Annotated in this window: 25 protein-coding genes; 23 read left to right on the forward strand and 2 right to left on the reverse strand. The window is 47.9% G+C overall.

Features of this window, described 5'->3' with window-relative positions; all coding sequences use genetic code 11:
* Positions 1-377 precede the first annotated feature (377 nt).
* The 8 genes from ADU23_RS11430 to pssA all read left to right on the forward strand — a co-directional run bounded on the left by ADU23_RS11430 (position 378) and on the right by pssA (position 9,093).
* Complete coding sequence (locus tag ADU23_RS11430) at positions 378-839, forward strand: CtsR family transcriptional regulator (RefSeq protein ID WP_053373863.1); 462 nt, start codon at positions 378-380, stop codon at positions 837-839.
* 35 nt (positions 840-874) lie between these two features.
* Positions 875-1,396 (forward strand): UvrB/UvrC motif-containing protein, encoded by a 522-nt coding sequence (locus ADU23_RS11435; protein ID WP_053373864.1) that lies wholly within the window; start codon positions 875-877, stop codon positions 1,394-1,396.
* Positions 1,397-1,424: 28 nt separating this feature from the next.
* On the forward strand, positions 1,425-2,504 hold the full coding sequence (locus ADU23_RS11440) for a protein arginine kinase (RefSeq protein WP_082198138.1): 1,080 nt from the start codon (positions 1,425-1,427) through the stop codon (positions 2,502-2,504).
* A 2-nt stretch (positions 2,505-2,506) separates the two neighbouring features.
* Positions 2,507-4,966 carry an ATP-dependent protease ATP-binding subunit ClpC gene (gene clpC, locus ADU23_RS11445; RefSeq protein ID WP_053373865.1) on the forward strand — a complete coding sequence of 820 codons (2,460 nt, stop codon included), beginning with the start codon at positions 2,507-2,509 and terminating at the stop codon, positions 4,964-4,966.
* A 132-nt stretch (positions 4,967-5,098) separates the two neighbouring features.
* Complete coding sequence (locus ADU23_RS11450; protein WP_053373866.1) at positions 5,099-5,446, forward strand: antibiotic biosynthesis monooxygenase; 348 nt, start codon at positions 5,099-5,101, stop codon at positions 5,444-5,446.
* Positions 5,447-5,803: 357 nt separating this feature from the next.
* A complete protein-coding gene (radA, locus tag ADU23_RS11455; RefSeq protein ID WP_053373867.1) occupies positions 5,804-7,171 on the forward strand; it encodes a DNA repair protein RadA in 1,368 nt (455 codons plus the stop codon).
* A gap of 11 nt (positions 7,172-7,182) precedes the next feature.
* Complete coding sequence (gene disA, locus ADU23_RS11460; RefSeq protein ID WP_053373868.1) at positions 7,183-8,259, forward strand: DNA integrity scanning diadenylate cyclase DisA; 1,077 nt, start codon at positions 7,183-7,185, stop codon at positions 8,257-8,259.
* 87 nt (positions 8,260-8,346) lie between these two features.
* Positions 8,347-9,093, forward strand: a complete 747-nt coding sequence (pssA, locus tag ADU23_RS11465) for a CDP-diacylglycerol--serine O-phosphatidyltransferase (protein ID WP_053373869.1) — start codon at positions 8,347-8,349, stop codon at positions 9,091-9,093.
* Positions 9,094-9,380: 287 nt separating this feature from the next.
* Here pssA and ADU23_RS11470 read toward each other — a convergent pair whose 3' ends face one another.
* Entirely contained in the window at positions 9,381-10,343 is a 963-nt protein-coding gene (locus ADU23_RS11470; RefSeq protein WP_053373870.1) for a tyrosine-type recombinase/integrase, read from the reverse strand.
* 148 nt (positions 10,344-10,491) lie between these two features.
* Between ADU23_RS11470 and ADU23_RS11475 the strand changes: the two genes are divergently transcribed.
* Positions 10,492-11,124 (forward strand): HD-GYP domain-containing protein, encoded by a 633-nt coding sequence (locus ADU23_RS11475; protein ID WP_053373871.1) that lies wholly within the window; start codon positions 10,492-10,494, stop codon positions 11,122-11,124.
* Positions 11,125-11,209: 85 nt separating this feature from the next.
* On the opposite strand, the gene ADU23_RS11480 is transcribed toward ADU23_RS11475, so the two are convergent.
* A complete protein-coding gene (locus tag ADU23_RS11480) occupies positions 11,210-11,605 on the reverse strand; it encodes a hypothetical protein (protein WP_053373872.1) in 396 nt (131 codons plus the stop codon).
* A gap of 176 nt (positions 11,606-11,781) precedes the next feature.
* On the opposite strand from ADU23_RS11480, the gene ADU23_RS11485 reads away from it, so the two are divergent.
* From ADU23_RS11485 to rplK, 14 genes are all read left to right on the forward strand, one after another.
* Positions 11,782-12,879, forward strand: a complete 1,098-nt coding sequence (locus ADU23_RS11485) for a PIN/TRAM domain-containing protein (RefSeq protein WP_053373873.1) — start codon at positions 11,782-11,784, stop codon at positions 12,877-12,879.
* A 150-nt stretch (positions 12,880-13,029) separates the two neighbouring features.
* Positions 13,030-13,749 carry a 2-C-methyl-D-erythritol 4-phosphate cytidylyltransferase gene (gene ispD, locus ADU23_RS11490; protein WP_053373874.1) on the forward strand — a complete coding sequence of 240 codons (720 nt, stop codon included), beginning with the start codon at positions 13,030-13,032 and terminating at the stop codon, positions 13,747-13,749.
* Positions 13,746-14,228 carry a 2-C-methyl-D-erythritol 2,4-cyclodiphosphate synthase gene (gene ispF / locus ADU23_RS11495; protein WP_053373875.1) on the forward strand — a complete coding sequence of 161 codons (483 nt, stop codon included), beginning with the start codon at positions 13,746-13,748 and terminating at the stop codon, positions 14,226-14,228. Before ispD ends, ispF begins: the two co-directional genes overlap by 4 nt.
* 116 nt (positions 14,229-14,344) lie before the next feature.
* Positions 14,345-15,817, forward strand: a complete 1,473-nt coding sequence (gene gltX, locus ADU23_RS11500; RefSeq protein WP_053373876.1) for a glutamate--tRNA ligase — start codon at positions 14,345-14,347, stop codon at positions 15,815-15,817.
* A gap of 521 nt (positions 15,818-16,338) precedes the next feature.
* Complete coding sequence (cysE, locus tag ADU23_RS11505) at positions 16,339-17,001, forward strand: serine O-acetyltransferase (RefSeq protein ID WP_053373877.1); 663 nt, start codon at positions 16,339-16,341, stop codon at positions 16,999-17,001.
* Positions 16,998-18,434: a cysteine--tRNA ligase gene (cysS, locus tag ADU23_RS11510; RefSeq protein WP_053373878.1), complete on the forward strand. Its 1,437-nt coding sequence runs from the start codon at positions 16,998-17,000 to the stop codon at positions 18,432-18,434. The genes cysE and cysS overlap by 4 nt, the downstream gene beginning before the upstream one ends.
* Entirely contained in the window at positions 18,431-18,859 is a 429-nt protein-coding gene (locus ADU23_RS11515) for a Mini-ribonuclease 3 (RefSeq protein ID WP_053373879.1), read from the forward strand. The genes cysS and ADU23_RS11515 overlap by 4 nt, the downstream gene beginning before the upstream one ends.
* 49 nt (positions 18,860-18,908) lie before the next feature.
* Positions 18,909-19,664 carry a 23S rRNA (guanosine(2251)-2'-O)-methyltransferase RlmB gene (gene rlmB / locus ADU23_RS11520; protein ID WP_053373880.1) on the forward strand — a complete coding sequence of 252 codons (756 nt, stop codon included), beginning with the start codon at positions 18,909-18,911 and terminating at the stop codon, positions 19,662-19,664.
* A gap of 3 nt (positions 19,665-19,667) precedes the next feature.
* A complete protein-coding gene (locus ADU23_RS11525; RefSeq protein WP_053373881.1) occupies positions 19,668-20,192 on the forward strand; it encodes an NYN domain-containing protein in 525 nt (174 codons plus the stop codon).
* 299 nt (positions 20,193-20,491) lie between these two features.
* The gene (gene sigH / locus ADU23_RS11530) at positions 20,492-21,142 is read left to right on the forward strand and encodes an RNA polymerase sporulation sigma factor SigH (RefSeq protein WP_053373882.1); all 651 of its coding nucleotides are present in this window, start codon (positions 20,492-20,494) and stop codon (positions 21,140-21,142) included.
* Positions 21,143-21,456: 314 nt separating this feature from the next.
* A complete protein-coding gene (gene rpmG, locus ADU23_RS32095) occupies positions 21,457-21,606 on the forward strand; it encodes a 50S ribosomal protein L33 (RefSeq protein WP_015847242.1) in 150 nt (49 codons plus the stop codon).
* An 18-nt stretch (positions 21,607-21,624) separates the two neighbouring features.
* Positions 21,625-21,834, forward strand: coding sequence for a preprotein translocase subunit SecE (secE, locus tag ADU23_RS11535; RefSeq protein ID WP_053373883.1), 210 nt, complete (start codon positions 21,625-21,627; stop codon positions 21,832-21,834).
* 24 nt (positions 21,835-21,858) lie between these two features.
* Positions 21,859-22,392 (forward strand): transcription termination/antitermination protein NusG, encoded by a 534-nt coding sequence (nusG, locus tag ADU23_RS11540; RefSeq protein ID WP_053373884.1) that lies wholly within the window; start codon positions 21,859-21,861, stop codon positions 22,390-22,392.
* A gap of 117 nt (positions 22,393-22,509) precedes the next feature.
* The gene (rplK, locus tag ADU23_RS11545; protein WP_028609671.1) at positions 22,510-22,935 is read left to right on the forward strand and encodes a 50S ribosomal protein L11; all 426 of its coding nucleotides are present in this window, start codon (positions 22,510-22,512) and stop codon (positions 22,933-22,935) included.
* Positions 22,936-23,033 lie beyond the last annotated feature (98 nt).

Below are 23,033 nucleotides of genomic sequence, written 5' to 3' on the forward strand. Positions count from 1 at the left end.
CTCCAGCGCCAATGGTACTTAGACCGCAGGGTCTTGGGAGAGTAGGACGTCGCCAAGCACGAGAGACCTATCGCATGTAATGCGATAGGTTTTTTGTTGTTTTCCCTTAGGGGAAATATTATGGAGTAATGTCCATCGTTCGGTTGAAAAACGGCTGCCGATGTATAAACAGAGTGCAACCGCACCAAGCTATTATATAAATGAATTTAAACGACCACTTGACCTTTTGCTAAAATTGCATATAATAAAATCAAAGTCAAAGAAAGTCAAAGTCAATTGTCCGAATATTCGGTGTCTGATGATTTTGGCTAAATAACAATTTTGTATTAATGTTTCAACTTTGGCTTTGTTGGTTATTTCTCAGGGAGGTTGGTGGTTTGCGTAACATTTCCGATCTCATCGAACAGTATCTGAAGCATATGCTCCAAGATAGCCCAGAGGGCGCAGTGGAAATTCAGCGCAATGACTTAGCTGACAAATTTTCTTGTGTACCGTCGCAGATCAACTACGTCATCAGCACTCGCTTTACCATGGAGAAAGGATACATGGTTGAAAGCAAGCGCGGAGGCGGAGGCTATATCCGTATACAACGGATTGATCTTCCGGCATTGAAGGCGATTCAATTCCACATCGAGGAAACGGTTGGAGAATGTGTTGATCAAAGTGCGGCGGAAGGACTTATTTATCAGCTGGAGGAAGCAAGGCTCATTACCAAGCGAGAAGGCAACCTGCTTCGTGCAGCCGTGCATCGCGATACAATCGCGCTCAAGCTGCCGCTAAGAGATGAAATGAGGGCTCGGTTACTCCGGTCCATGCTTATCTCATTGCTGGTTAAATAACGCGAAACCGTTTATACCGGGAGGAGGGATCACGCTTGTTTTGCCAAGAATGCGGCAAAAAGCCGGCTACGCTTCATTTTACAAAAATCATTAATGGTGAGAAGAACGAATTTCACATTTGTGAAAGCTGTGCTCGTGAGAAAGGGGAAGGAATTCCTGGGGCGCCGAATAGCTTCTCGATTCATAGCTTATTGTCAGGACTTCTTGATTTTGAGCATTTGGGCGGGTCAGGGATTGCCGGTATAAAGCAGGAAACGCTGCGATGCGAGGAATGCGGATTAACCTATTCCCAGTTCAGCAAGATCGGCCGCTTCGGCTGCAGCAATTGTTATCAAGCGTTTGAAGGTAAACTTGATCCTCTTCTCAAACGGGTTCACAGCAGTACCGTACACAGCGGAAAAATACCGAAGCGCTCAGGCGGACAAATTCAGTGCAAGCGCGAGATCGAACAGCTGAGGCGGGATTTGCAAGCGAAAATAGAGCATGAGGAGTTTGAGAGCGCAGCGCAGCTGCGTGATCGAATACGTGAACTGGAGCGCCAAATTGCCGACCTGTAAGCTGGCATAGAAGGAGTGAGTAAGGCTCTTGACTAAGCATCGATTCTCAGAACATGCACTAAGCGAATGGATGAAGGATGTAGGTCCCGAATCAGAAATTGTCATTAGCAGCAGAGTGCGCGTAGCTCGTAATCTAAGGCATCAGCCATTTCCATTACTTGCGACGAATCAGCAATCCAAGGATGTGATGGATCAGCTGACTGAAGTAAGCCAGAGCGGCAAGCTGCAGTCCATTGGTTCATTTGAAACGATTATTTTGTCAGATTTAAGCGAGCTTGATAAAAGGGTGCTCGTCGAAAAGCATCTGATTAGTCCTAATTTAGCGAATGATTCGCGATGCGGGGCCGTTATTTTGAGCGATAATGAATCTGTTAGCATAATGATTAACGAAGAAGATCACTTGCGCATCCAATGTCTATATCCAGGTTTCCAAATTCAAGAGGCTTGGGCGTTGGCCAGCGGAATTGACGATATTTTTGAAGATGCGGCTGATTATGCGTTTGATGAGAAACGCGGTTATTTAACGACATGTCCAACAAATGTTGGAACAGGCATTCGGGCTTCGGTGATGATGCATTTGCCGGCACTTGTGCTCACGTCCCAAATCAATCGTATTTTGTCAGCAGTCACGCAGGTGGGCTTAGCGGTTAGAGGATTGTACGGCGAAGGCAGCGAGGCGCTTGGCAACTTGTTTCAGGTGTCGAACCAAATTACGCTGGGACAATCCGAGAACGAGATCATTGAAAATCTTTATAGCGTAGCAAGGCAAATTATTGAGCATGAGAAAGCGGCTCGCAAGCGTCTTATGCAAGAGTCGCGGCTAAGAACGGAGGATCGCATAAAGCGATCGTACGGTATTTTGTCTCATGCATCGATTATGGATTCCAAGGAAGCGGCACAGCGATTATCGGATGTGCGGCTTGGAGCAGATTTGGGGATTTTATCTGATGTAACGCCACAAGTGTTGAATGAGCTTTTGGTAATGACTCAGCCCGGGTTTCTACAACAAACCTTCGACGAGAAGATGAGCCCAGAGCAGAGGGATTTCAGGAGAGCAGAACTCATCCGCAAGCAATTGCGCGGTGAAAAAGGCCATGGGGGTGCGTGAATATGATGTTTGGAAGATTTACGGAGCGAGCACAGAAGGTGCTTGCATTAGCGCAAGAAGAAGCAGTCCGTCTCGGACATAACAATATCGGTACAGAGCATATTTTGCTCGGTCTTATCCGCGAAGGAGAAGGAATAGCGGCCAAAGCCTTAATCGGACTTGGATTAGGACTTGAGAAAATCCAGGATGAGGTTGAAGCGTTGATCGGCCGCGGACAAGAGCAGCCGAACAACATTGCATATACGCCACGCGCGAAAAAAGTGATTGAGCTCTCGATGGATGAAGCGAGAAAGCTTGGCCACACGTACGTAGGCACAGAGCATATCCTTCTAGGCCTTATTCGTGAAGGAGAAGGCGTAGCAGCGCGCGTGCTGAATAACCTTGGCATCAGCCTCAACAAGGCTCGTCAGCAGGTGCTGCAGCTGCTAGGCAGCAGCGAGGCAGTATCGAGCAATCATGGCTCACCGGCTAACGTAAGCACGCCTACGCTTGATGGTCTTGCAAGAGACTTGACGGCTTATGCGAAGGAAGGAAATTTGGATCCTGTTATCGGACGGAGCAAAGAAATTGAGCGCGTTATTCAAGTGCTTAGCCGCCGTACGAAAAACAATCCAGTGCTAATCGGGGAACCCGGTGTAGGTAAAACAGCAATCGCTGAGGGCCTGGCACAAAAGATTATTGAGAATGAAATTCCAGAAACATTGCGCGACAAACGAGTCATGACGCTGGATATGGGCTCAGTTGTAGCCGGTACGAAATACCGCGGCGAGTTCGAGGACCGCCTGAAGAAGATCATGGATGAGATTCGCCAAGCCGGCAATATTATTCTATTCATCGATGAGCTTCATACATTGATCGGCGCAGGCGGAGCAGAGGGCGCGATCGATGCATCTAACATTTTGAAGCCCGCATTGGCACGTGGCGAGCTGCAATGTATCGGTGCAACTACGCTTGACGAGTACCGCAAATATATCGAGAAGGATGCAGCGCTCGAGCGCCGCTTCCAGCCGATTACGGTTGATCAGCCTTCGCCGGAAGAAGCGATTCAAATTTTGTACGGCCTGCGTGACCGTTACGAGGCTCATCACCGCGTGAAAATTACGGATGAAGCAATCGTGCAAGCGGTGAAGCTATCCGATCGTTATATCCCGGATCGTTTCTTGCCGGATAAAGCGATTGACCTTATTGATGAAGCAGGCTCTAAAGTACGCTTGCATTCTTATACCGTACCGCCAAATTTGAAACAGCTTGAAAATCGTTTGGAGGATATCCGCAAGGAGAAGGATTCCGCGGTTCAAAGCCAAGAGTTCGAGAAAGCGGCAGCGCTTCGCGATACGGAGCAAAAAATCCGCGAAGAGCTTGATGTAACGAAAAACCAATGGAAAGAAAAGCAGGGCCGTACCGATTCCGAGGTAACGCCGGAGGATATCGCTCAGGTTGTAGCTAGCTGGACGGGAATTCCGGTCAGCAAGCTCGCAGAAGGCGAGACGGAGCGTCTGCTCAAAATGGAAGAGATACTTCATGACCGTATTATCGGGCAAGAGGATGCCGTTAAATCGGTATCCAGAGCGATCCGTCGTGCTCGCGCTGGCTTGAAAGATCCGAAGCGTCCAATTGGTTCGTTCATTTTCTTAGGACCTACCGGCGTTGGTAAAACGGAGCTGGCAAGAGCGCTAGCCGAGGCGATGTTCGGTGACGAGAATGCGGTTATCCGGATCGACATGTCGGAGTATATGGAGAAGCATTCGACTTCACGTCTAGTCGGAGCGCCTCCTGGATATGTGGGCTATGAAGAAGGCGGCCAATTAACCGAAAAGGTACGTCGCAAGCCATATTCCGTTGTACTCCTTGACGAGATCGAGAAGGCTCACCCTGAAGTATTCAACATTTTACTGCAGGTGCTTGAGGATGGCCGCTTGACTGATTCCAAAGGCCGCGTCGTTGATTTCCGGAACACTTTGATTATTATGACGTCCAACGTTGGCGCTGACCAAATTAAACGCAATTCCTCGCTTGGCTTTACAGCCGTGCAGGATGCGGGACGTGATTTCTTGCAAATGAAGGACAAAGTGATGGCAGAGCTTAAGAAAAGCTTCCGTCCTGAGTTCCTCAACCGGATCGACGAGAGCATCGTATTCCACTCGCTTGGCGAGGAGCATATTGCTCAAATCGTTACGCTTATGTCCGAGGAGCTTCGCAAGCGCCTGCGTGAGCAAGAGGTTGATTTCGTCTTGACCGATGGAGCCAAAGCATTCCTTGCTAAGGAAGGTTACGATCCGCAATACGGAGCGCGTCCGCTTCGCCGGGCAATCCAAAAGCATATCGAGGATCGTTTGTCCGAAGATTTGCTGATGGGTAAAATCCAAAAGGGCGATACGTTCACTATTGACGAAAAAGACGGCGCCTTGACGGTTACGAAAGCCATCTCGGAGCAAGAGCCTGAAGAATCAACTGCGAAATAAAGCATAAACCTAGACTGTCCCGCAACCAGAAATGATGCTTGCGGGACAGTTTTTATTATGGGATACAATTGACAATGAGAATCATTATCGTATAATGGCAGTAGAGCATTACATAGAAGGGGAGGAACAACGATGATAGTTGTTACAAATACAATTAAAGTAAAAAAGGGCCACGGGGAGACGGTAGCCAAACGTTTTCAAAATTCAAAAGGGATTGACCAATCGCCTGGTTTTGTGCGCATGGAGGTGTTGTTTACAGAAGGGCTAGAGGAATTTGATGAGCTGAAAGTAAGCACCACTTGGGAAAACAAAGCTTCCTTCGAGGGCTGGGTGAACAGCGACTCATTTCGCCAAGCGCATGCACATCGCGGAGGCCAGTCACAGGGCGCTGACGGACAGCAAACGGAAAGCGTCATGCTAGGCTCGCATCTGACGACGCATCGCGTTTTGGTTGCTCGACAAGCTGGAATTGAGGCGTAGTACATTTTTAACAAAACCCGTTTGATTCAGAATGATTTCGCTCTCTTATCCACTGTGGATAAAGGGGGCGTTTTTTTATAGATTATTTCTTTGAAAGGCTGTGGGGATATGTTGATGACTTGTGGATAATGTTGATAACTTGTTAATAAGTCTGTGGACAATGCCGATATTATAGAACAGGGATAGGTTGTATTGTGGGAAACGAATAATAGAAGCGATAATAACCTTTTTCATCAACAATGTGGGTTTATACATTGGGGATTAAATGGTAAACTTTATGTAGCATCATTTTAAGGAGTATCGCGAGGGATGGCTTCAACTATTTGGTGCTAGCCCATAACGTTTAAGGAGTACGGAATGGCCAAAATTAAAACAAAGTTTGTTTGTACGGAATGTGGAACAGAAGCGGCTAAATGGCTCGGAAAATGTCCGGGTTGTCATGCATGGAACTCTATGGTGGAAGAAAAAGAAACCGTTGTAAAGACAAAGGGCGTCGGATTGTCATCGTTTCATGCGAAAGAAAAGCCGCAGTCCATCATACATATAGAAAGTGGGCAAGAGCCGCGTATCGAAACGAGGATGCTTGAGCTCAACCGAGTGCTCGGCGGAGGCGTTGTGCCTGGCTCGCTTATTCTGGTCGGCGGAGATCCCGGCATCGGCAAATCAACGCTATTGCTGCAAACCTCTCACGCGTTAGCGGTGAAGGGACTGAAGGTGCTCTATATTTCCGGGGAGGAGTCCGTGCGTCAGACGAGGCTAAGGGCGGATCGCCTTGGAGCGCTGACGGAATCGCTGTATGTATTATGCGAGACCAATATGGAGCAAATTAATGATGCTATCGAATCGGTTCAGCCAGATTTTCTCGTTATTGACTCGATTCAAACGGTGTATGACCCGAATGTGCAATCAGCGCCCGGCAGCGTTTCGCAGGTCCGTGAATGTACGGCTCACTTTATGCGGGTCGCCAAAATCAAAGGGGTTGCGACTGTGCTTGTCGGCCATGTGACGAAGGAAGGCGCGATTGCCGGACCGAGGCTGCTGGAGCATATGGTGGATTGCGTTCTTTATTTTGAAGGGGAGCGCCATCATACGTATCGTATCTTGCGGGCCGTAAAAAACCGGTTTGGTTCGACAAATGAAATCGGAATTTTCGAAATGGGCGAGGATGGCCTAAGGGAAGTGTCGAACCCTTCCGAGTTATTTTTGTCGGAGCGCCCTCTTGGGGTATCAGGCTCGACGGTCGTCGCAAGCATGGAAGGAACAAGGCCTGTGCTGGTTGAGCTTCAGGCGCTTGTTGCGACAACCAATTTTCCATCTCCGAGAAGAATGTCTACGGGAATCGACCATCACCGTATGGCGCTGATCATTGCGGTGCTGGAGAAGAGAAACGGCATGTTCCTGCAAACGCAGGATGCGTACTTGAACGTTGCAGGCGGAGTGAAGCTCGATGAGCCGGCGGTTGACCTTGCAGCCGCCGTCAGCATTGCATCCAGCTTTCGGGATGCCCCAACCAAGCCATACGATGTCATCTTTGGCGAAGTAGGGCTAACGGGCGAGGTTCGTGCCGTATCGCGTGCGGAGCAGCGAGTGAAGGAAGCGGAGAAGCTTGGTTTTAAACGTGTCATTATGCCGGAGAAGAGCTTAAAGGGCTGGAAGCCGCCCTCTGGCATAGAAATTATTGGCGTAACCACAGTGTCGGAAGCACTTAAGGCAGCGCTTGGATAGGGGGGCAGACGATGAAGGAACCTACGCAGTTAGAAATAATGAATCAATTATTGCAACTAGTCGCACCAGGTACCCCTTTTCGTGATGGGCTTGAGAATGTGCTTCGGGCCAAAACGGGGGCGTTACTTGTTGTTGGATATAGTCCTGAGGTGATGGAGGTTGTAGATGGGGGTTTCTCCATTAATTGCGACTTCTCACCGAACTATTTGTATGAGCTAGCCAAAATGGACGGCGCGATTATTTTGAGCGAGGATATGCGCAGAATATTGTATGCGAACACACAGCTCATTCCGAACAGCTCCATTCCATCGATTGAAACGGGTATACGTCACCGGACGGCGGAGCGCGTTGCTAAGCAAACGGGTAAGCTCGTCGTATCGATCTCGCAGCGACGTAACATTATTACGCTTTATCAAGGCAACCTGCGTTATTCGCTGAAGGATATGGGCGTTATTTTGACTAAGGCGAACCAGGCGATTCAAACGCTCGAGAAATATAAAGCGGTGCTTAGCCAATCGTTTACGAATTTATCTGCGCTTGAGTTTGAAGAGCTTGTTACGCTGCAGGAAGTGGCGCATGTTATTCAGCGTGTGGAGATGGTGCTGCGCATCAAGATGGAGATTAAGCGTTATGTTATTGAGCTAGGTACGGAAGGCCGATTGATCAGCATGCAAATGGATGAGCTGGTCGGCGGCGTAGAAGAGGACGCGTGGTACTTACTTAAGGATTACGCAAAAGAAAATTCGGATGAGAAGATTCGGGAAATTCGGGCAGGGTTGAAGAAGCTAAGCTCAGATGAGCTGCTTGATGCGCCGCCAATCATCCGTTTGATCGGTTATCCACATACGAGCAATATGAACGACGAATCCGTTTCCCCACGCGGTTATCGCCTCCTGAACAAAATACCGAGATTGCCGCTCATTATTATGAACAATCTAATTGAACGGTTCGGACGGCTGCCTCATATTTTGATGGCGACGATTGAAGAATTGGATGAGGTTGAAGGCATTGGAGAAGTGCGGGCACGGGCTATCAAAGAGGGTCTCAAGCGGATCCAAGAGCAGATGTTCATTGACAGGCAAATCTAAATCCCATACAATGGATTGAATGTGGTCTTTTAACGGGATGTACATTCGTTAAGGGTTTTGGGGCATAGTAGAGAAGAGGTGGAAAAGATGATCGCAAAATCGATACCGAGCCTTCTCACGGTGGGGAACCTATTTTTAGGGGTAATCGCCATCATTCTTGTATTTAATGAAAAACCAGATACAGCGGCCATGATGGTGTTAATCGCCATGCTGCTTGATGGTGTAGACGGACGCGTTGCTCGGGCGCTGAACGTTCAAAGTGAGTTCGGCAAAGAGCTAGACTCCTTATCCGATGTGATTTCGTTTGGCGTAGCGCCTGCTTTCATTATGTATGTTGTCGCTTTTCAAGATTTGAGTCCAACGTTCGCGTGGATTGTAACGGCATTGTTTCCCATATGCGGAGCCTTGCGCCTTGCTCGTTTCAACGTTATTTCAAGCGCGCCAGGCTACTTTATCGGGCTACCGATTCCGGCTGCTGGCGGTGTACTAGCGACGCTCGCTTTATTCAAGGATGACATATACGTATCCGTGCTGCTTGCAAGCACGCTTGTGCTTTCCATACTTATGGTCAGTACGATTAAATATCCGAATTTCAAAAAGGTCGGTATTCCTAAAAGCGCGGTATGGGTTGTCCCAATCGTTATTGTGGTATCCGTCATACTTGGCCTCGTATTCAAAAACGATTTATCCAAAATATTGTTTGTACCGCTGCTGCTTTATGCGCTGTACGGCCTAAAAAAAAACGTTGATCGCCGTTTGCCCAAGCGAAATCGCAAGCGGAAGAAACGCGATGAAGTCACTGAAGAGCCTGTTCAATCAGAGAAGCCAGCTTAAACCGTTAGCTTAAAAGATAAGTAAATAGCGTTTCTACACACGATCATCGGTGTGTAGGAACGCTATTTTTATTTTTTGTAATAAAATCGCAGAAATAAATGATTTAGAGCGTTGTTAACACGAAAAAAAATATAATAAATGCGTACGAGATGTCGCATAATAACAGTTATACGACAAAATTAGACACAAATAATAAAATCAACACTTACTATTATATGCCATTAATACCATCTTTACAACGTGGTTTGCATTTTATATAGGCAATAAGAACCTCCTTCACTAGTCTGTTAGATATAGGCGATCAATAATTCTTCTACATAATCAGAAGCTGACTTCGTAAGTTGTTCGACGGTATGCAAATATCGCTGAGTCGTATTGATGTGCGAATGGCCAAGCGTTTCCTGCACCTGCTGCAAAGAAGCTCCGTTTAATAACGCAAGTGTGGCGTTTGTATGCCTTAGCCAGTGAGGGGTAACCGGCTTGTCCAAACCGCATTTTAAGCAAGCGGCTTTAATCATCCGCTCCACTTGTCTGGAAGTAATGCTGAACACTTGCGAATCAGAGCTGCTGCTTAGATGCGGCTTAGTACCTAAGTAGCTGGAAAATAGAAGCCATAAATGTCGTGGTACTTTTATATCTCTTATTTTACCACCTTTTCCTCTGGTGACGGTTAACCAAACGTTTGATTCCGTGGCATCTGAGTAAAAATCGCACCAGCGGATAGAGCATAATTCGGACACTCGCAAGCCCAGAAGAAGAAGGCTTAATGCTATTAAATAATTACGCTTGTTATCATATTGCAAAAATTGCAGCAACTTGCCTACCTCATTCTTAGTTAGAAAATGCTTTTTGCTCATTAACGGAATGACGGGGAGGCGGACGCTGCTAGTCGGATTCTGCTGGAACAATCCGATGTTTGGATCACTGCCCCATTTATAAAACGATTTTAGAGCGGCGATGGTTGCGGATACGGAGGCTGGAGCAAGCGGCAAGCCTGTTTTTTCATTTTTGAGCGATAGGAGATAAACCTTGAAAGCCTCGATTTCTCTCCACGTAACATCGTTCATGTTCTTGTAGGATATGAACATCCGGAATCGTTCAATGGCTCTGTAGTAGCTCTTATAAGTATGCTGCGATCTGCTGCGGTTGCTCAAAAACATCTGGATTTTTTGTTCATCCGTAAATGTTATTTCTTTCTCCTTTACTACCTGTAAAGCTAGTCTTTCCTCTGAAAATGACCCAACTATCATCAGAATTCCTCCTCTTGTTGTCGTATAACTGTTATTATGCGACATCTCGCTGTATGTATAATATTTCAAGTCTATAGACTATATTTGACAAAATGAGCTGCAAAAGCAACTGTATGGCAATCTCGATGTGATTGAGAAGGAGAAGCGGATGACGATTAGTCCAGGTTATGCGGAAGTGATGTCCTTACAGCAAACCAACGTAGGCAGTTGGATGAAGTACTTGATGTATAAGAGTCCGGCTACTTATCGGCACTGTGTCAGAGTAGCCCTGTTGGCTGAAATATTCGCTCCACATTTACCTATTAGCGACAATGAGAAAGAAGCCTTCATAAGGGGAAGTTTCCTGCATGATGTGGGGAAGGTGAGAGTTCCAAATGAAATTTTGCACAAAAAAGGCCGATTGAGCGAATGGGAGTGGAGCATACTTCGCAGGCATCCCCAATACGGCGAGGAAATTTTGATCAATCATTCATTCTACGATGTAAATATTTTGCAATTGGTCAGATACCATCATGAGCGATACGACGGTGCCGGTTACCCTGACGGGCTCATGGGAGATCAAATCCCTACTTTCGCAAGAGCATGCTCGATTATTGATGCGTTTGATTCGATGCTGTCGTCTCGGCCTTATCGCATGCCCCTTACGAAGGAGCAGGCTTATACCGAGCTGCAAAAAAACAATGACTTACAGTTTGACGGGTCGCTGGTGGATTTGTTTTTAAATATACCCGATGAAGAAATGGGGCTATATTTTAGCTGTATGAAGTCGAAGGCGAAGTAGCCGGACATAAAGAAAAAGCTTTGAGGAAAAGGTCCTCAAAGCTTTAGACAATGGTCTGGCTCAATCATTATGTCCTTGTAAGCACTTACGTTAAGTTAAACAGTCCTAAAGTCGAGCATTTGTCGTACTCGTCAGCAATAACCTCATCGAGTTGAATATCCAGCAAATTGCATAAAGCCGTCATGTAAAATAAGTTGCGTCCAAGATCAGACTTCAATACGTCGCGGCAATGCTCGCACACGGCTCCCGTGAGATGACTTTGCAGTGTTGTTTTTGCATCCTCAAGATTAAGTTCGTCTGAGTATTGCTGCTTGCGGGCATTTAGCTCGATACAGCCGCAATCTGTCACTGCTTTCGTGACTGCACGGTTGACAGAAGCGCTTGACTGACCGAATTTGGACATGACATCTAGTAAGCTGCGGTGCCGGAGCAGCAATTCGGATACTTGCTGCTGAAATTGATCCAGTGTAGGAGCGCTCATCGGTTCCACCTCTTTCACCAACCTCGTATGATGTAATCTTAATTTCCATTATAAGCTTCCTACCCTCTCTTTTCAAAATGTGAATTATTAAAATTTATAAATGTTTGCAATTAATAGGCTCCCCCACGGTTAGCAAGGCAATTATTGGAACATAATTGTAGTGGAGGTGAACCATAATGGTTAGACGAATTATTCAAATAATGGGTATGTTGTTCGGTGGTATGGCAGGCGGTGAGGTATACGGATGGATGAATGGAGCGACCGTATGGTCTGGCTCATCCTTCGGAATGCTACAGCGATCCGGCACTTATTACATGAATGTAGCAATTGGCGCGGTTTTTGGTGTGGTTGTGGCAACGATGCTTGCAGGGCAAGTCATTCGTTATATGCAAAAGGGCGCGGAGCAAACGGCAGCGCTTCCGATGCAGCAGTTGATTGCAGGGGCAGGCGGCCTGCTTGCGGGTTTATTGCTCACCGTATTGATTTATCCCGCTGTATCCGGCTTGGAAGGCTTAGGAAGACTTATTCCTGCAGCTATGATGGTATGCTTCGGCTATTTGGGCATGCGCATTGGCCTTCATAAGCAGGAGGAACTGGCTGAGGGCTTTGCTGCTTTACTGGAGAAGCGAAGGATCGCTCCGGCTGCAGATGAAGCAGGCGGCTACGAGGAGCATAAAATTTTGGACACGAGCGTTATTATTGATGGCCGTATTGCAGATATTTGCAAGACCGGGTTTATTGAAGGAACGCTTGTTATTCCGGAGTTTGTACTCGAGGAGCTGCAGCATATAGCGGATTCTTCCGACTTGCTGAAGCGCAATAGAGGACGGCGCGGGCTCGATATTTTGAACAAGATTCAAAAAGAGCTTGATGTGAAGGTCCTTATTTATGAAGGAGACTTCGAGGAAATCGGAGAAGTGGACAGCAAGCTGGTTAAGCTGGCTAAGGCGCTTCACGGCAAAGTGGTTACGAATGATTTTAACTTAAACAAAGTGTGTGAGCTGCAAGGCGTATCGGTGCTGAATATTAATGATTTGGCTAATGCTGTGAAGCCTGTCGTCCTGCCGGGAGAAGAAATTATCGTTCAAGTGATTAAAGACGGCAAAGAGCATGGACAAGGTGTCGCTTATTTGGATGACGGCACGATGATCGTTGTGGAGGGCGGCCGCGAATATATCGGCACGACGATGGAGGTGCTCGTGACAAGCGTGCTGCAAACGTCTGCGGGCCGAATGATATTCGCAAAGCCGAAGCTGTTGGAAAAAGCGCTGTAACAAGGTATGATAGTACTATTGTTTAAGCGCAAACGGCTGACGCCGTCCTTTGGCGTCAAAAGCTCGTTTCGCGGTGAAATATAAGAATATGGATAAGACGGAGTCTTATGCATGCTTATATTTTAACACAGTGTGAGGCGGGTCGAAGGCATGGGAGCAGATTGGGGAGTTATCATCGTTGCGGCCGGCAGAGGGACGCGGATGGGAACGAAGGAGAGCAAGCAGTACTTGCAGCTAGGGGACAAGCCTATTCTTGTCCATACGCTAGAGCTGTTTCAGTCGATGGATACAGTGAAGGAAGCTGTCCTTGTCGTAGGAAGCGATGATGTTGAGCGCTGCCGCAAGTGGGTTCAGGAATATGGAATAACGAAGGTAACAGCGGTAGTGACCGGGGGAGCGGAGCGGCAGCATTCCGTATATTGCGGACTTCAGGAGCTGACAAGCGAATGGGTGATGGTGCATGACGGCGTTCGGCCGCTTGTGACGGCTGATGCTGTCCGCTCATGCTGCGAGCAGGCGGAGAAGAGCGGCGCCTCGGTACTGGCTGTGCCGGTTAAAGATACGATTAAACAAGTGAATGAAGCGGGTGTGATCATTTCGACACCGGACCGCCGAAGCTTGTGGGCGATACAAACGCCGCAAGCTTTTCGACGTGTCCTGCTGCTGGAGGCGCATGAGCGCGCGTTGGCAGAGCAATTTGTTGGGACGGATGACGCGATGGTTGTAGAGCGTATGGGAGCTAGCGTCACCGTTGCGGAAGGCGAATACACAAATATTAAAATTACGACGCCTGAAGATTTGCCGTGGGCGGAATTTTTACTCGCGAAGCGTCGTGCCGATAGGGCAGAGGGGAACGGTGAGCAAGGATGATTCGAGTTGGGCAAGGATTTGACGTGCATCAATTGGTAGAAGGGCGTCCATGTATTATTGGGGGAGTTACAATTCCTTATGAGAAGGGATTGCTTGGACATTCGGACGCTGACGTGCTGCTGCATGCGATAACGGATGCGATTCTTGGAGCGCTTGGGCTTGGCGATATTGGCAAGCATTTTCCGGATACGGATGCCGCATTTAAGGATGCGGACAGCTTGAAGCTGCTTGAGGAGATATGGAAGCTTGTGCGCGAGCGCGGTTATAAGCTAGGCAATATCGATTCCACGATCATTGCCCAGCGTCCGAAGATGCTGCCTTATATCCCGCAAATGGCTGAAGTTATCGCTAAGGCGCTTGAGGCGGACGTATCGCAGGTGAATGTAAAGGCGACTACGACTGAACAGCTTGGTTTTACGGGACGCGGCGAAGGGATTGCTGCGCAATCCGTTGTCTGTCTGATCAAGGATGTGCTATGATCGGGATTATTCAACTTTAGCCATAGTTCAGAAGCAAGCTTTTGCTTCGCAAAACTATATTAGTAAATGCTTACGAGGCAAGCTTTTGCTTCGAAAACTTTTAGGAGGTATTTGAGATGACAGCAGAGGTTCGAGTTCGGTATGCCCCATCTCCGACGGGTCATTTACATATTGGAAATGCAAGAACGGCCTTGTTCAATTATTTATTCGCAAGAAATCAAGGCGGTAAATTCATTATTCGGATCGAAGATACTGACGTGAAGCGCAATGTTGCAGGCGGGGAAGAAAGCCAGCTTAAATATTTGAAGTGGCTCGGCATGGATTGGGACGAGAGCATCGATATCGGCGGCGGGTATGGGCCGTATCGCCAGACTGAGCGCATCGAGATCTACAACAAGTACTGGCAGGAGCTGATTGATCGCGGTCTAGCTTATCGCTGTTACTGCTCCGAGGAAGAGCTGGAGCAGGAGCGGGAAGCGCAAACCGAGCGTGGCGAGACGCCGCGTTATTCCGGATTGCACCGTAACTTAACGGAAGAGCAGCGGCAAGCTTTTGAAGCGGAGGGTCGTGTGCCGAGCATTCGCTTCCGTGTGCCCGAAGGACGCACTTACACGTTTAATGATATCGTGAAAGGCTCAATCAGCTTTGATACAGCGGAGATGGGCGATTTCGTAATCGTGAAGAAGGATGGTATTCCAACCTACAACTTTGCGGTTGTGCTTGACGATTATTTGATGAAAATCAGTCATGTATTGCGCGGCGAGGACCATATCTCCAATACGCCTCGTCAGCTCATGATCTATGAAGCGTTCGGCTGGGAGCCGCCGCAATTCGGTCATATGACACTCATCGTGAATGAACAGCGCAAGAAGCTGAGCAAACGCGACGAGTCGATTATTCAGTTTATTTCCCAATACGACGAGCTTGGCTATTTGCCGGAGGCTATGTTTAACTTCATTACGCTTCTTGGCTGGTCGCCGGAGGGTGAGCAGGAGATGTTTACCCGCGAGGAGCTTGTTTCTGTATTTAATCCGGAACGTCTAAGCAAAAGCCCTGCTGTATTCGATACGCAAAAGCTGAGCTGGATGAACAATGAATATTTGAAAAAGGCGGATCTGCCGCGTCTCGTTGACCTTTGCTTGCCGCATCTGCAGCGGGCAGAGCGCGTAGCTAGCGACCTGGATGCGGAAGGCCGTGCATGGGTGACGGATCTTGTTGCGCTTCACCAGGACAAACTGCGCTATGCCGCTGAAATCGTGCCGATGACGGAGCTTTTCTTCCGCGATACGATTGAGGATGAGGGCGATGCGACTATCGTGCTTGCAGAAGAGCAGGTGCCTGTCGTGCTTCAAGCTTTTCTGAAGCTTATTGAAGCGGGCGAAACGCCATTCCAAGTAGATGGAATAAAAGAAATGATCAAAGCGGTGCAGAAGGAGACGGGCTTCAAAGGCAAGCAGCTCTTCATGCCGATCCGCGCTGCGCTTACCGGGCAGACGCATGGCCCTGATTTGAACCAGTCGCTCGCTTTGCTTGGCAAAGAGAAGGTAACGAGCCGTCTTCGCGGACGTTTGGCTGGTTACGGGGTATAGACGCTTATAGCCGCTTTGTAATCGAGCGGACATAATGCCCTTGTCACATTTTTGGGTATTCGGTATACTATGACTAATAAATGAATGAATCGAACGGCCATGAACAGGAGAAGTACGTTTGCTTGTGGATTCGCAGAGAGGACAACCGTCATTCGAATCGGCGTCGCATCATGAGTGTGGCAATGGGAAAGCAGAATGGGGCTGAAAGTTGTCTGGTCCGCCGAACGGAAATATGCACCTGGGAGCTTTGTTCCGAGCTGTTGCATCAAGAAATGCGCGATAATAAGGGTAGGGCGGCTACGCCATATCATTTATGACGTACATTTTGCTGCACAGGGTAGGCAACAACGTATCGTCTGCGTTAAAGACCATAAGAGGAACGAATCATCAGCGCTTAAGCTGTCGATTTGTTCAAGCAGAGTGGAACCGCGAGATTACACGCCTCTGCAGCATAATATGCTGCAGAGGCTTTTTCTTTTTTTATTGGAATCATATGAGCGCATGAAAAAGGAGCATTGCTTATGTTTCGTCATTTCCGATCGGACATAAATGCGGTTTTCGAGAATGATCCGGCCGCCCGCAGTCGATTCGAGGTTATTTTCACCTATTCGGGCTTGCATGCCATTTGGGCTCATCGTATTGCTCATCCCCTTTTCCGCAGAGGATGGTATACTTTAGCACGAGTGATCTCTCAGGTGAGCCGTTTCATGACGGGCATCGAGATTCATCCGGGCGCTCAAATCGGTGAACGATTGTTTATCGATCACGGAATGGGTGTTGTCATTGGAGAAACCTGTGAAATTGGCGATGATGTCGTTATTTATCAAGGTGTGACTCTAGGCGGTACCGGCAAGGAAAAAGGAAAGCGCCATCCTACAATTGGCAATAATGTAGTTATTGGCTCTGGCGCGAAGGTGCTGGGCTCGTTCCAAGTCGGTGAGTTTTCCAGTATTGGATCGAATGCGGTTGTTCTGAGAGAAGTGCCTGCAAATTGCACCGTGGTAGGCAATCCGGGACGTGTCGTGAAACGCAATGGCGAGAGAGTGGGCGATCGGCTGGATCATACGCAGCTCCCCGATCCGGTCATCGAAATGTTCCGCACGATGCAGAAGGAAATAGATGAATTAAAAACCGAACTGAAGCAGCTTCGGGAACCTGTAGCTGGAGGAGAAATTCGAAAATGACAGTATCCATTTATAATACGGTATCAAGGGTTAAAGAGCCGTTTGTATCGCAAGAGCCGGGTAAAGTGAAGATGTATGTATGCGGTCCGACAGTCTATGATTACATTCATATCGGGAATGCGCGTCCCGTTATTTTCTTCGATGTTGTTCGTCGCTACTTGGAGGATGTCGGGAATGAGGTCCAATATGTTGTAAACTTTACGGATGTGGACGATAAGTTAATTCGCAAAGCGGAGCAGCTTGGGACAACAGTGCCTGAAGTGGCGGAAAAGTTTATTGCAGCGTTTTATGCGGATATCGAATCGCTTGGCGTTCATAAAGCGACGCTTAATCCGCGCGTGACGGAGCATATTCCTCAGATCGTAGCGTTTATTCAAGGGCTGATAGACAAAGGCTATGCTTATATGAGCGATGGGGATGTCTATTACCGTACAGCTGCATTCGCAGACTACGGCAAGCTGTCGCATCAGAATATTGAAGAGCTTCAATTCGGCATTCGCGTTGAAATTGGCGATCGCAAGGAGAACCAGCAGGATTTTGTATTATGGAAGGGCGCTAAGCCTGGGGAAATCAAATGGGAGAGCCCGTTTGGCGAAGGCCGTCCCGGCTGGCATATCGAGTGCTCGGCTATGGCGCGTGCCTATCTTGGAGATACGCTCGATATTCATGGGGGCGGGCATGATTTGCAATTCCCGCATCATGAGTGTGAGGTTGCCCAATCGGAGGCATTGACCGGCAAGCCCCTAGCAAACTACTGGATGCATAACGGCTATATTCACATAAACAACGAGAAAATGTCGAAATCGCTGGGCAACGGCATTTCGGTGCATGAGCTGGTGAAGCGGGTTAAGCCCCATGCGATCCGTTACTTTATGCTCTCGACACATTATCGCAGCCCGCTGAATTTCAGCGACGATACGGTTGCCCAAGCGGAGAACAGCGTAGAGCGGATCGCAAACTCTGCAGCAAATCTTAAGCACAGACTCTCAGCCATGGGTGGTGAATTTGCAGAAGCGGCAGGCAATGGCCTGGTCCCTTCGGGCGATGATGCGCTGGATGCGAGACTTAAGGCGATACATGAGCAATTCCATGCAAAAATGAGCGATGATTTTAACACGCCTGATGCGATAACCTCAGTATTCGATTTGGTAACGGAGGCGAATCAATATCTCAATCGTGCAGATGCGTCTGCAAACGGAGTATATGCTCTGCTTACTCTCCTTGAGCGTATGGATGCGGTACTTGGACTTCTGCCACAGCAGCAAGCGGACGCTGAACTGCTTGATGCGGATATCGAACAGTTAATTGTAGAGCGCACGGAAGCCCGCCAAACTAAAAACTGGGCAAGAGCCGACGAAATTCGCGATTTGCTGACGGAGAAAAACATCGTGCTTGAGGATACGCCGCAAGGCATCCGCTGGCGGCGCAAATGAGTGAGCATAATGATGTGAACATGCTGCTCTTTCATCCGCCTTCCAAAAAACCGCAGCTGATGAACCCGGTCGTTCTAGCTTATATTGGAGATGCCGTATTTGAGCTTCTCGTTCGGCAATACTTAATATCGCTTCCGAATCAGAAGTCGCATCATCTTCACCGCGAAGCGACCAAGTTTGTTTCGGCCAAAGGACAAAAGAGGACACTGGATTTATGGCAGCCGCATTTGACCGAAGAAGAGGCGGACATTGTCCGCCGCGGACGCAATTCGAAATCGGGAACTCCTCCCAAAAATGCTGATCTCGCCGATTACCGGCTTGCAACCGCGCTTGAGAGCCTGGTAGGATATCTCTACTACGAGGGGCGTTTAGATAGACTGAACGAGCTGTTTGCAATAGCGCTTGGCGTTCAAGACAAGCAATAGGGCTGGAACAGCCAATCAAAATATAAAAATGATAAGAGGAGGGTAACCGATGACTGAAGAAACGATTCAAGATGAGATGATTGCCGGTAAGCACCCCGTGCTGGAGGCACTTCGTTCCGGACGCGAGATTAATAAAATTTGGATTGCCGACGGCGCGCAGAAAACGTTGACGCAGCCCATTGTTGCAGAAGCGAAGAAGTTCGGCATTGTCGTGCAGTTTGTAGACAAGAGAAAGCTTGACAGCCTCACCCCAGGCGTTACCCATCAGGGAGTTGTCGCTCAAGCGGCTGCTTTTGCCTATGTGGAAGTAGAAGAAATACTTGAGCGTGCGAAGCAGCGTGACGAGGTTCCTTTTATCCTGCTGCTTGATGAAATTGAAGATCCGCATAACTTAGGCTCCATCCTGAGAACGGCTGAATGTACTGGCGTTCATGGCGTGATCATTCCAAAGAGGCGCTCTGCCGGACTTACGGCTACCGTGCTGAAGACATCAGCCGGCGCTGCCGAGCATGTTCCCGTTGCGCGAGTTACTAATTTGGCGCAAACGATCGATAAGCTGAAGGAAGCGGGCGTATGGGTTGCAGGCACTGACCTTAGCGCTTCACAGGATGTATATAAGATGAAATTTGATATGCCGCTAGTAATTGTTATTGGCAATGAGAGCAAAGGGATGGGAAGACTCATTAAGGAGAAATGTGATTTTCTCGTTAAGCTGCCTATGCTTGGCCAATTGAATTCATTGAATGCGTCAGTTGCGGCTGGCGTGCTGATGTATGAGGTCGTGCGGCAACGCCGGAGCATGTAGGCCATGAATCGGCGCGACGATATTTTATTGGTCGATGGGTATAACGTGATTGGCGCTTGGCCGGTTCTCGAGAAGCTGAAGGAGTACGCTCTGGAAGAAGCTCGGGATAAGCTGCTCGACATGCTGGCGGACTACCAAGGTTTTACGGGCATGCAAGTATACGTAGTGTTTGATGCGCATCAAGTGCCTGGACTCGGGGCCACTTATCGGCACCACAAGCTGATGATCGTATATACGAAAGAAAAGGAAACGGCTGATGAATGTATCGAGCGTCTCTGCTCGGAGCTGTTTGTAAGACGGAGGAACATTTATGTAGCTACGTCTGATCTAGTGGAGCAGCATGTCGCTTTCGGTAAAGGAGCGCTCCGCGTATCCGCGCGCGAGCTGCTTATCGATATCGGCCAAAACCGCAAAAACATCGAGCAGTCGCTGCGCGAGGATAAGCCGGGAAAACGCAATTCGGTAGACGCTATCGTCAGCCTTGAGGTTCGAAGCAAGCTCGAAAAGCTTCGCCGTGGAGAGAAATAATGGGAATGGGCTTTTCAATCGCTTTGGCAGAAGCGGGACATGTCGCCTTATTCATGCCACAAAGTTACAAAATTGCTATAAAATCGATGGTTTTCGGGTCTCCGATTGGTTGACGGTGTAAGGTTACATAATGTATACTGACTCTATTATTAGCGATAAGAACGTGTGGATTTTGCTCGGAATACTTTCTTATCTCTCGACGTGAAGCGCTGCTGAGCCCAAGCAATTGGGAACAGTTAGATAGGTTTGCGTGAATACGAATCTAGCGGTGTACGCCTTGCAGGCCGGAGGGATAGTTCGTGAGTATCGACCTCAAAGAATGGAGTACGCTCGAGTATGACAGCAGTACGGACGAGGATATCGTCGAAGCGGTCCGCAATGGCGACAGCATAGCGTTGGAATATTTGATTAACAAGTATAAGAACTTTGTGAGAGCCAAAGCGCGCTCGTATTTTCTTATCGGTGCGGATCGTGAAGATATCGTGCAGGAGGGTATGATTGGTCTTTATAAAGCAATTCGTGATTTTAAAGGGGACAAGCTTGCAAGCTTTAAAGCCTTTGCGGAATTGTGCATAACCAGACAAATTATTACCGCCATCAAAACAGCCACGCGTCAGAAACACATCCCGCTTAATTCCTACGTATCGCTCGATAAGCCCATTTATGATGAAGACTCGGATCGCACGCTGCTTGATGTCATTTGTGGCACGCGAGTATCTGATCCTGAAGAGTTAATCATTAATCAAGAAGAGTTTATTGGCCTAGAAGATAAGATGTCTGAAATATTAAGCGACCTTGAGCGTAAGGTGCTGATGCTTTATTTGGACGGAAGATCTTATCAGGAGATTGCAGTCGATCTGGATCGGCATGTGAAATCAATAGACAATGCCCTACAACGCGTGAAGCGCAAGCTTGAACGTTACTTGGAAGTCAGAGACATTAGCGGTTAACCGCATTTATACGTAAATCGTTTTTAACGAGGACTGTCTTCTATCTGGCGGTGTCCAGAGGGAATGTACAGTTCTTTTGTTTTAAAAGGGCATAAGTAGACTATACTGATAGGAACGAGCCCGATGTCGCGGTTGTTACCAATTATTCGTAGGCCAAACACTTATCTTTTACATTGACATCAAAATTGCTGTATGATAAAGTGTTTAGGTAGGCCTAAATTCGAAGGTTTTTTTCGTTTTGGCGTTGGAATCAATGAACTTTCATATAGAGCTTCATGATTCGTATTTTGTAGCAGTTCGGGAGGTGTAATTCAATGCGGGTAATTATCACGTTGGCATGCACAAACTGCAAACAGAGAAACTATGCGAGCAGCAAGAACAAACGCAATCACCCCGACCGCATCGAGTTGAAGAAGTTTTGCAAGTTCTGTAACGAGCAGACTCCTCATCGCGAGACGAGATAGTCAATTGGAGGTGTGAACGTGGCATTTTTGGCTAAACTAAAGCAAAGCTTTGGTACAACGTTTAGTTTTTTTGCCGACAGCTGGGCGGAACTTAAGAAGGTTCGCTGGCCAAGCCGTAAAGAGTTGACAAGCTATTCGATCGTGGTTTTGCTAACGATCACGCTTGTAACGATTTACTTCTGGCTTCTTGACATCGGGATCTCGTCTCTGGTTGAACTCATTGTTTAAGAAGGGTCCAAAGGTGGATTTGTGATGGAAAAAAGATGGTACGTCGTGCATACCTACTCAGGTTACGAGAACAAGGTGAAAGCCAATTTGGAGCGCCGTGTTGAATCAATGGGCATGGAAGACAAGATTTTCCGTGTGCTTGTTCCTATGGAAGATGAAGTGGTAGAGAAGGACGGTAAGAAGAAGACTGTCCAACGTAAAGTCTACCCCGGCTATGTTCTTGTGGAAATGGTTCAAACCGACGATTCTTGGTACGTTGTTCGAAATACGCCTGGCGTAACTGGATTCGTAGGATCAACAGGTTCCGGTTCAAAACCGATTCCTCTATTGCCAGATGAGGTTGAGCAAATACTCAAGCACATGGGCATGGAAGAACCAAAACCGAAAATCGAGTTCGATCTGAAGGAAACGGTTCGCGTCAAAGTAGGTCCTTTCGCAGATTTTGTTGGTACAGTAGAAGAAATTTTGCTGGACAAAGCAAAGTTGAAGGTTCATGTAAACATGTTTGGCAGGGAGACCCCGCTGGAGCTGGATTACACTCAAGTGGAGAAGATATAATATCTGGTTTCCGAACCCATCGGTTTATTCCGGTGGTGGTTTGGACGCGAAGTAACTATGCCCCTTTGGCGGCAAATGTTATTTACGCACGGAATAAAGGGTTAGGAGGTGTCAGGCATGGCAAAGAAAGTCATCAAGATGGTCAAACTGCAAGTTCCTGCAGGTAAAGCAAACCCAGCGCCGCCGATCGGTCCAGCACTTGGTCAAGCAGGCGTTAACATTATGGCGTTTTGTAAAGAGTTTAATGCTCGTACAGCAGATCAAGCAGGCTTGATTATTCCAGTCGTTATTACAGTATTTGAAGACCGTTCGTTTACGTTCGAAACAAAAACGCCGCCGGCAGCAGTATTGCTACGCGTCGCAGCTGGAATCGAAAAAGGTTCAGGCGAGCCGAACAAGAAGAAGGTCGCTACTGTAAAACGTGACAAAGTTCGCGAAATCGCTGAGCAAAAAATGCCGGATCTTAACGCAGCTTCTGTAGAAGCGGCAATGCGTATGGTTGAAGGTACTGCTCGCAGCATGGGCGTAACTATTGTTGACTAATACCGCGAGGTAGCTTGCTTTGCGAAGCTTCGGCTTTCGCGAGTGGGAGGATCATCCTTAGGAGGATTTTCCGCTACAACCACATAAGGAGGAAATTA

Origin of the sequence: Paenibacillus sp. FJAT-27812, from assembly GCF_001273905.1 — a bacterium.
Classification (GTDB): Bacteria; Bacillota; Bacilli; order Paenibacillales; family Paenibacillaceae; genus Pristimantibacillus.

Coding starts and splice junctions, on each gene's coding strand:
- clpC (WP_053373865.1), top strand. CDS start 2,507: ATGATGTTTGGAAGATTTACGGAGCGAGCACAGAAGGTGCTTGCATTA.
- ADU23_RS11450 (WP_053373866.1), top strand. CDS start 5,099: ATGATAGTTGTTACAAATACAATTAAAGTAAAAAAGGGCCACGGGGAG.
- radA (WP_053373867.1), top strand. CDS start 5,804: ATGGCCAAAATTAAAACAAAGTTTGTTTGTACGGAATGTGGAACAGAA.
- disA (WP_053373868.1), top strand. CDS start 7,183: ATGAAGGAACCTACGCAGTTAGAAATAATGAATCAATTATTGCAACTA.
- pssA (WP_053373869.1), top strand. CDS start 8,347: ATGATCGCAAAATCGATACCGAGCCTTCTCACGGTGGGGAACCTATTT.
- ADU23_RS11470 (WP_053373870.1), bottom strand. CDS start 10,343: ATGATAGTTGGGTCATTTTCAGAGGAAAGACTAGCTTTACAGGTAGTA.
- ADU23_RS11475 (WP_053373871.1), top strand. CDS start 10,492: ATGACGATTAGTCCAGGTTATGCGGAAGTGATGTCCTTACAGCAAACC.
- ADU23_RS11480 (WP_053373872.1), bottom strand. CDS start 11,605: ATGAGCGCTCCTACACTGGATCAATTTCAGCAGCAAGTATCCGAATTG.
- ADU23_RS11485 (WP_053373873.1), top strand. CDS start 11,782: ATGGTTAGACGAATTATTCAAATAATGGGTATGTTGTTCGGTGGTATG.
- ispD (WP_053373874.1), top strand. CDS start 13,030: ATGGGAGCAGATTGGGGAGTTATCATCGTTGCGGCCGGCAGAGGGACG.
- ispF (WP_053373875.1), top strand. CDS start 13,746: ATGATTCGAGTTGGGCAAGGATTTGACGTGCATCAATTGGTAGAAGGG.
- gltX (WP_053373876.1), top strand. CDS start 14,345: ATGACAGCAGAGGTTCGAGTTCGGTATGCCCCATCTCCGACGGGTCAT.
- cysE (WP_053373877.1), top strand. CDS start 16,339: ATGTTTCGTCATTTCCGATCGGACATAAATGCGGTTTTCGAGAATGAT.
- cysS (WP_053373878.1), top strand. CDS start 16,998: ATGACAGTATCCATTTATAATACGGTATCAAGGGTTAAAGAGCCGTTT.
- ADU23_RS11515 (WP_053373879.1), top strand. CDS start 18,431: ATGAGTGAGCATAATGATGTGAACATGCTGCTCTTTCATCCGCCTTCC.
- rlmB (WP_053373880.1), top strand. CDS start 18,909: ATGACTGAAGAAACGATTCAAGATGAGATGATTGCCGGTAAGCACCCC.
- ADU23_RS11525 (WP_053373881.1), top strand. CDS start 19,668: ATGAATCGGCGCGACGATATTTTATTGGTCGATGGGTATAACGTGATT.
- rpmG (WP_015847242.1), top strand. CDS start 21,457: ATGCGGGTAATTATCACGTTGGCATGCACAAACTGCAAACAGAGAAAC.
- nusG (WP_053373884.1), top strand. CDS start 21,859: ATGGAAAAAAGATGGTACGTCGTGCATACCTACTCAGGTTACGAGAAC.
- rplK (WP_028609671.1), top strand. CDS start 22,510: ATGGCAAAGAAAGTCATCAAGATGGTCAAACTGCAAGTTCCTGCAGGT.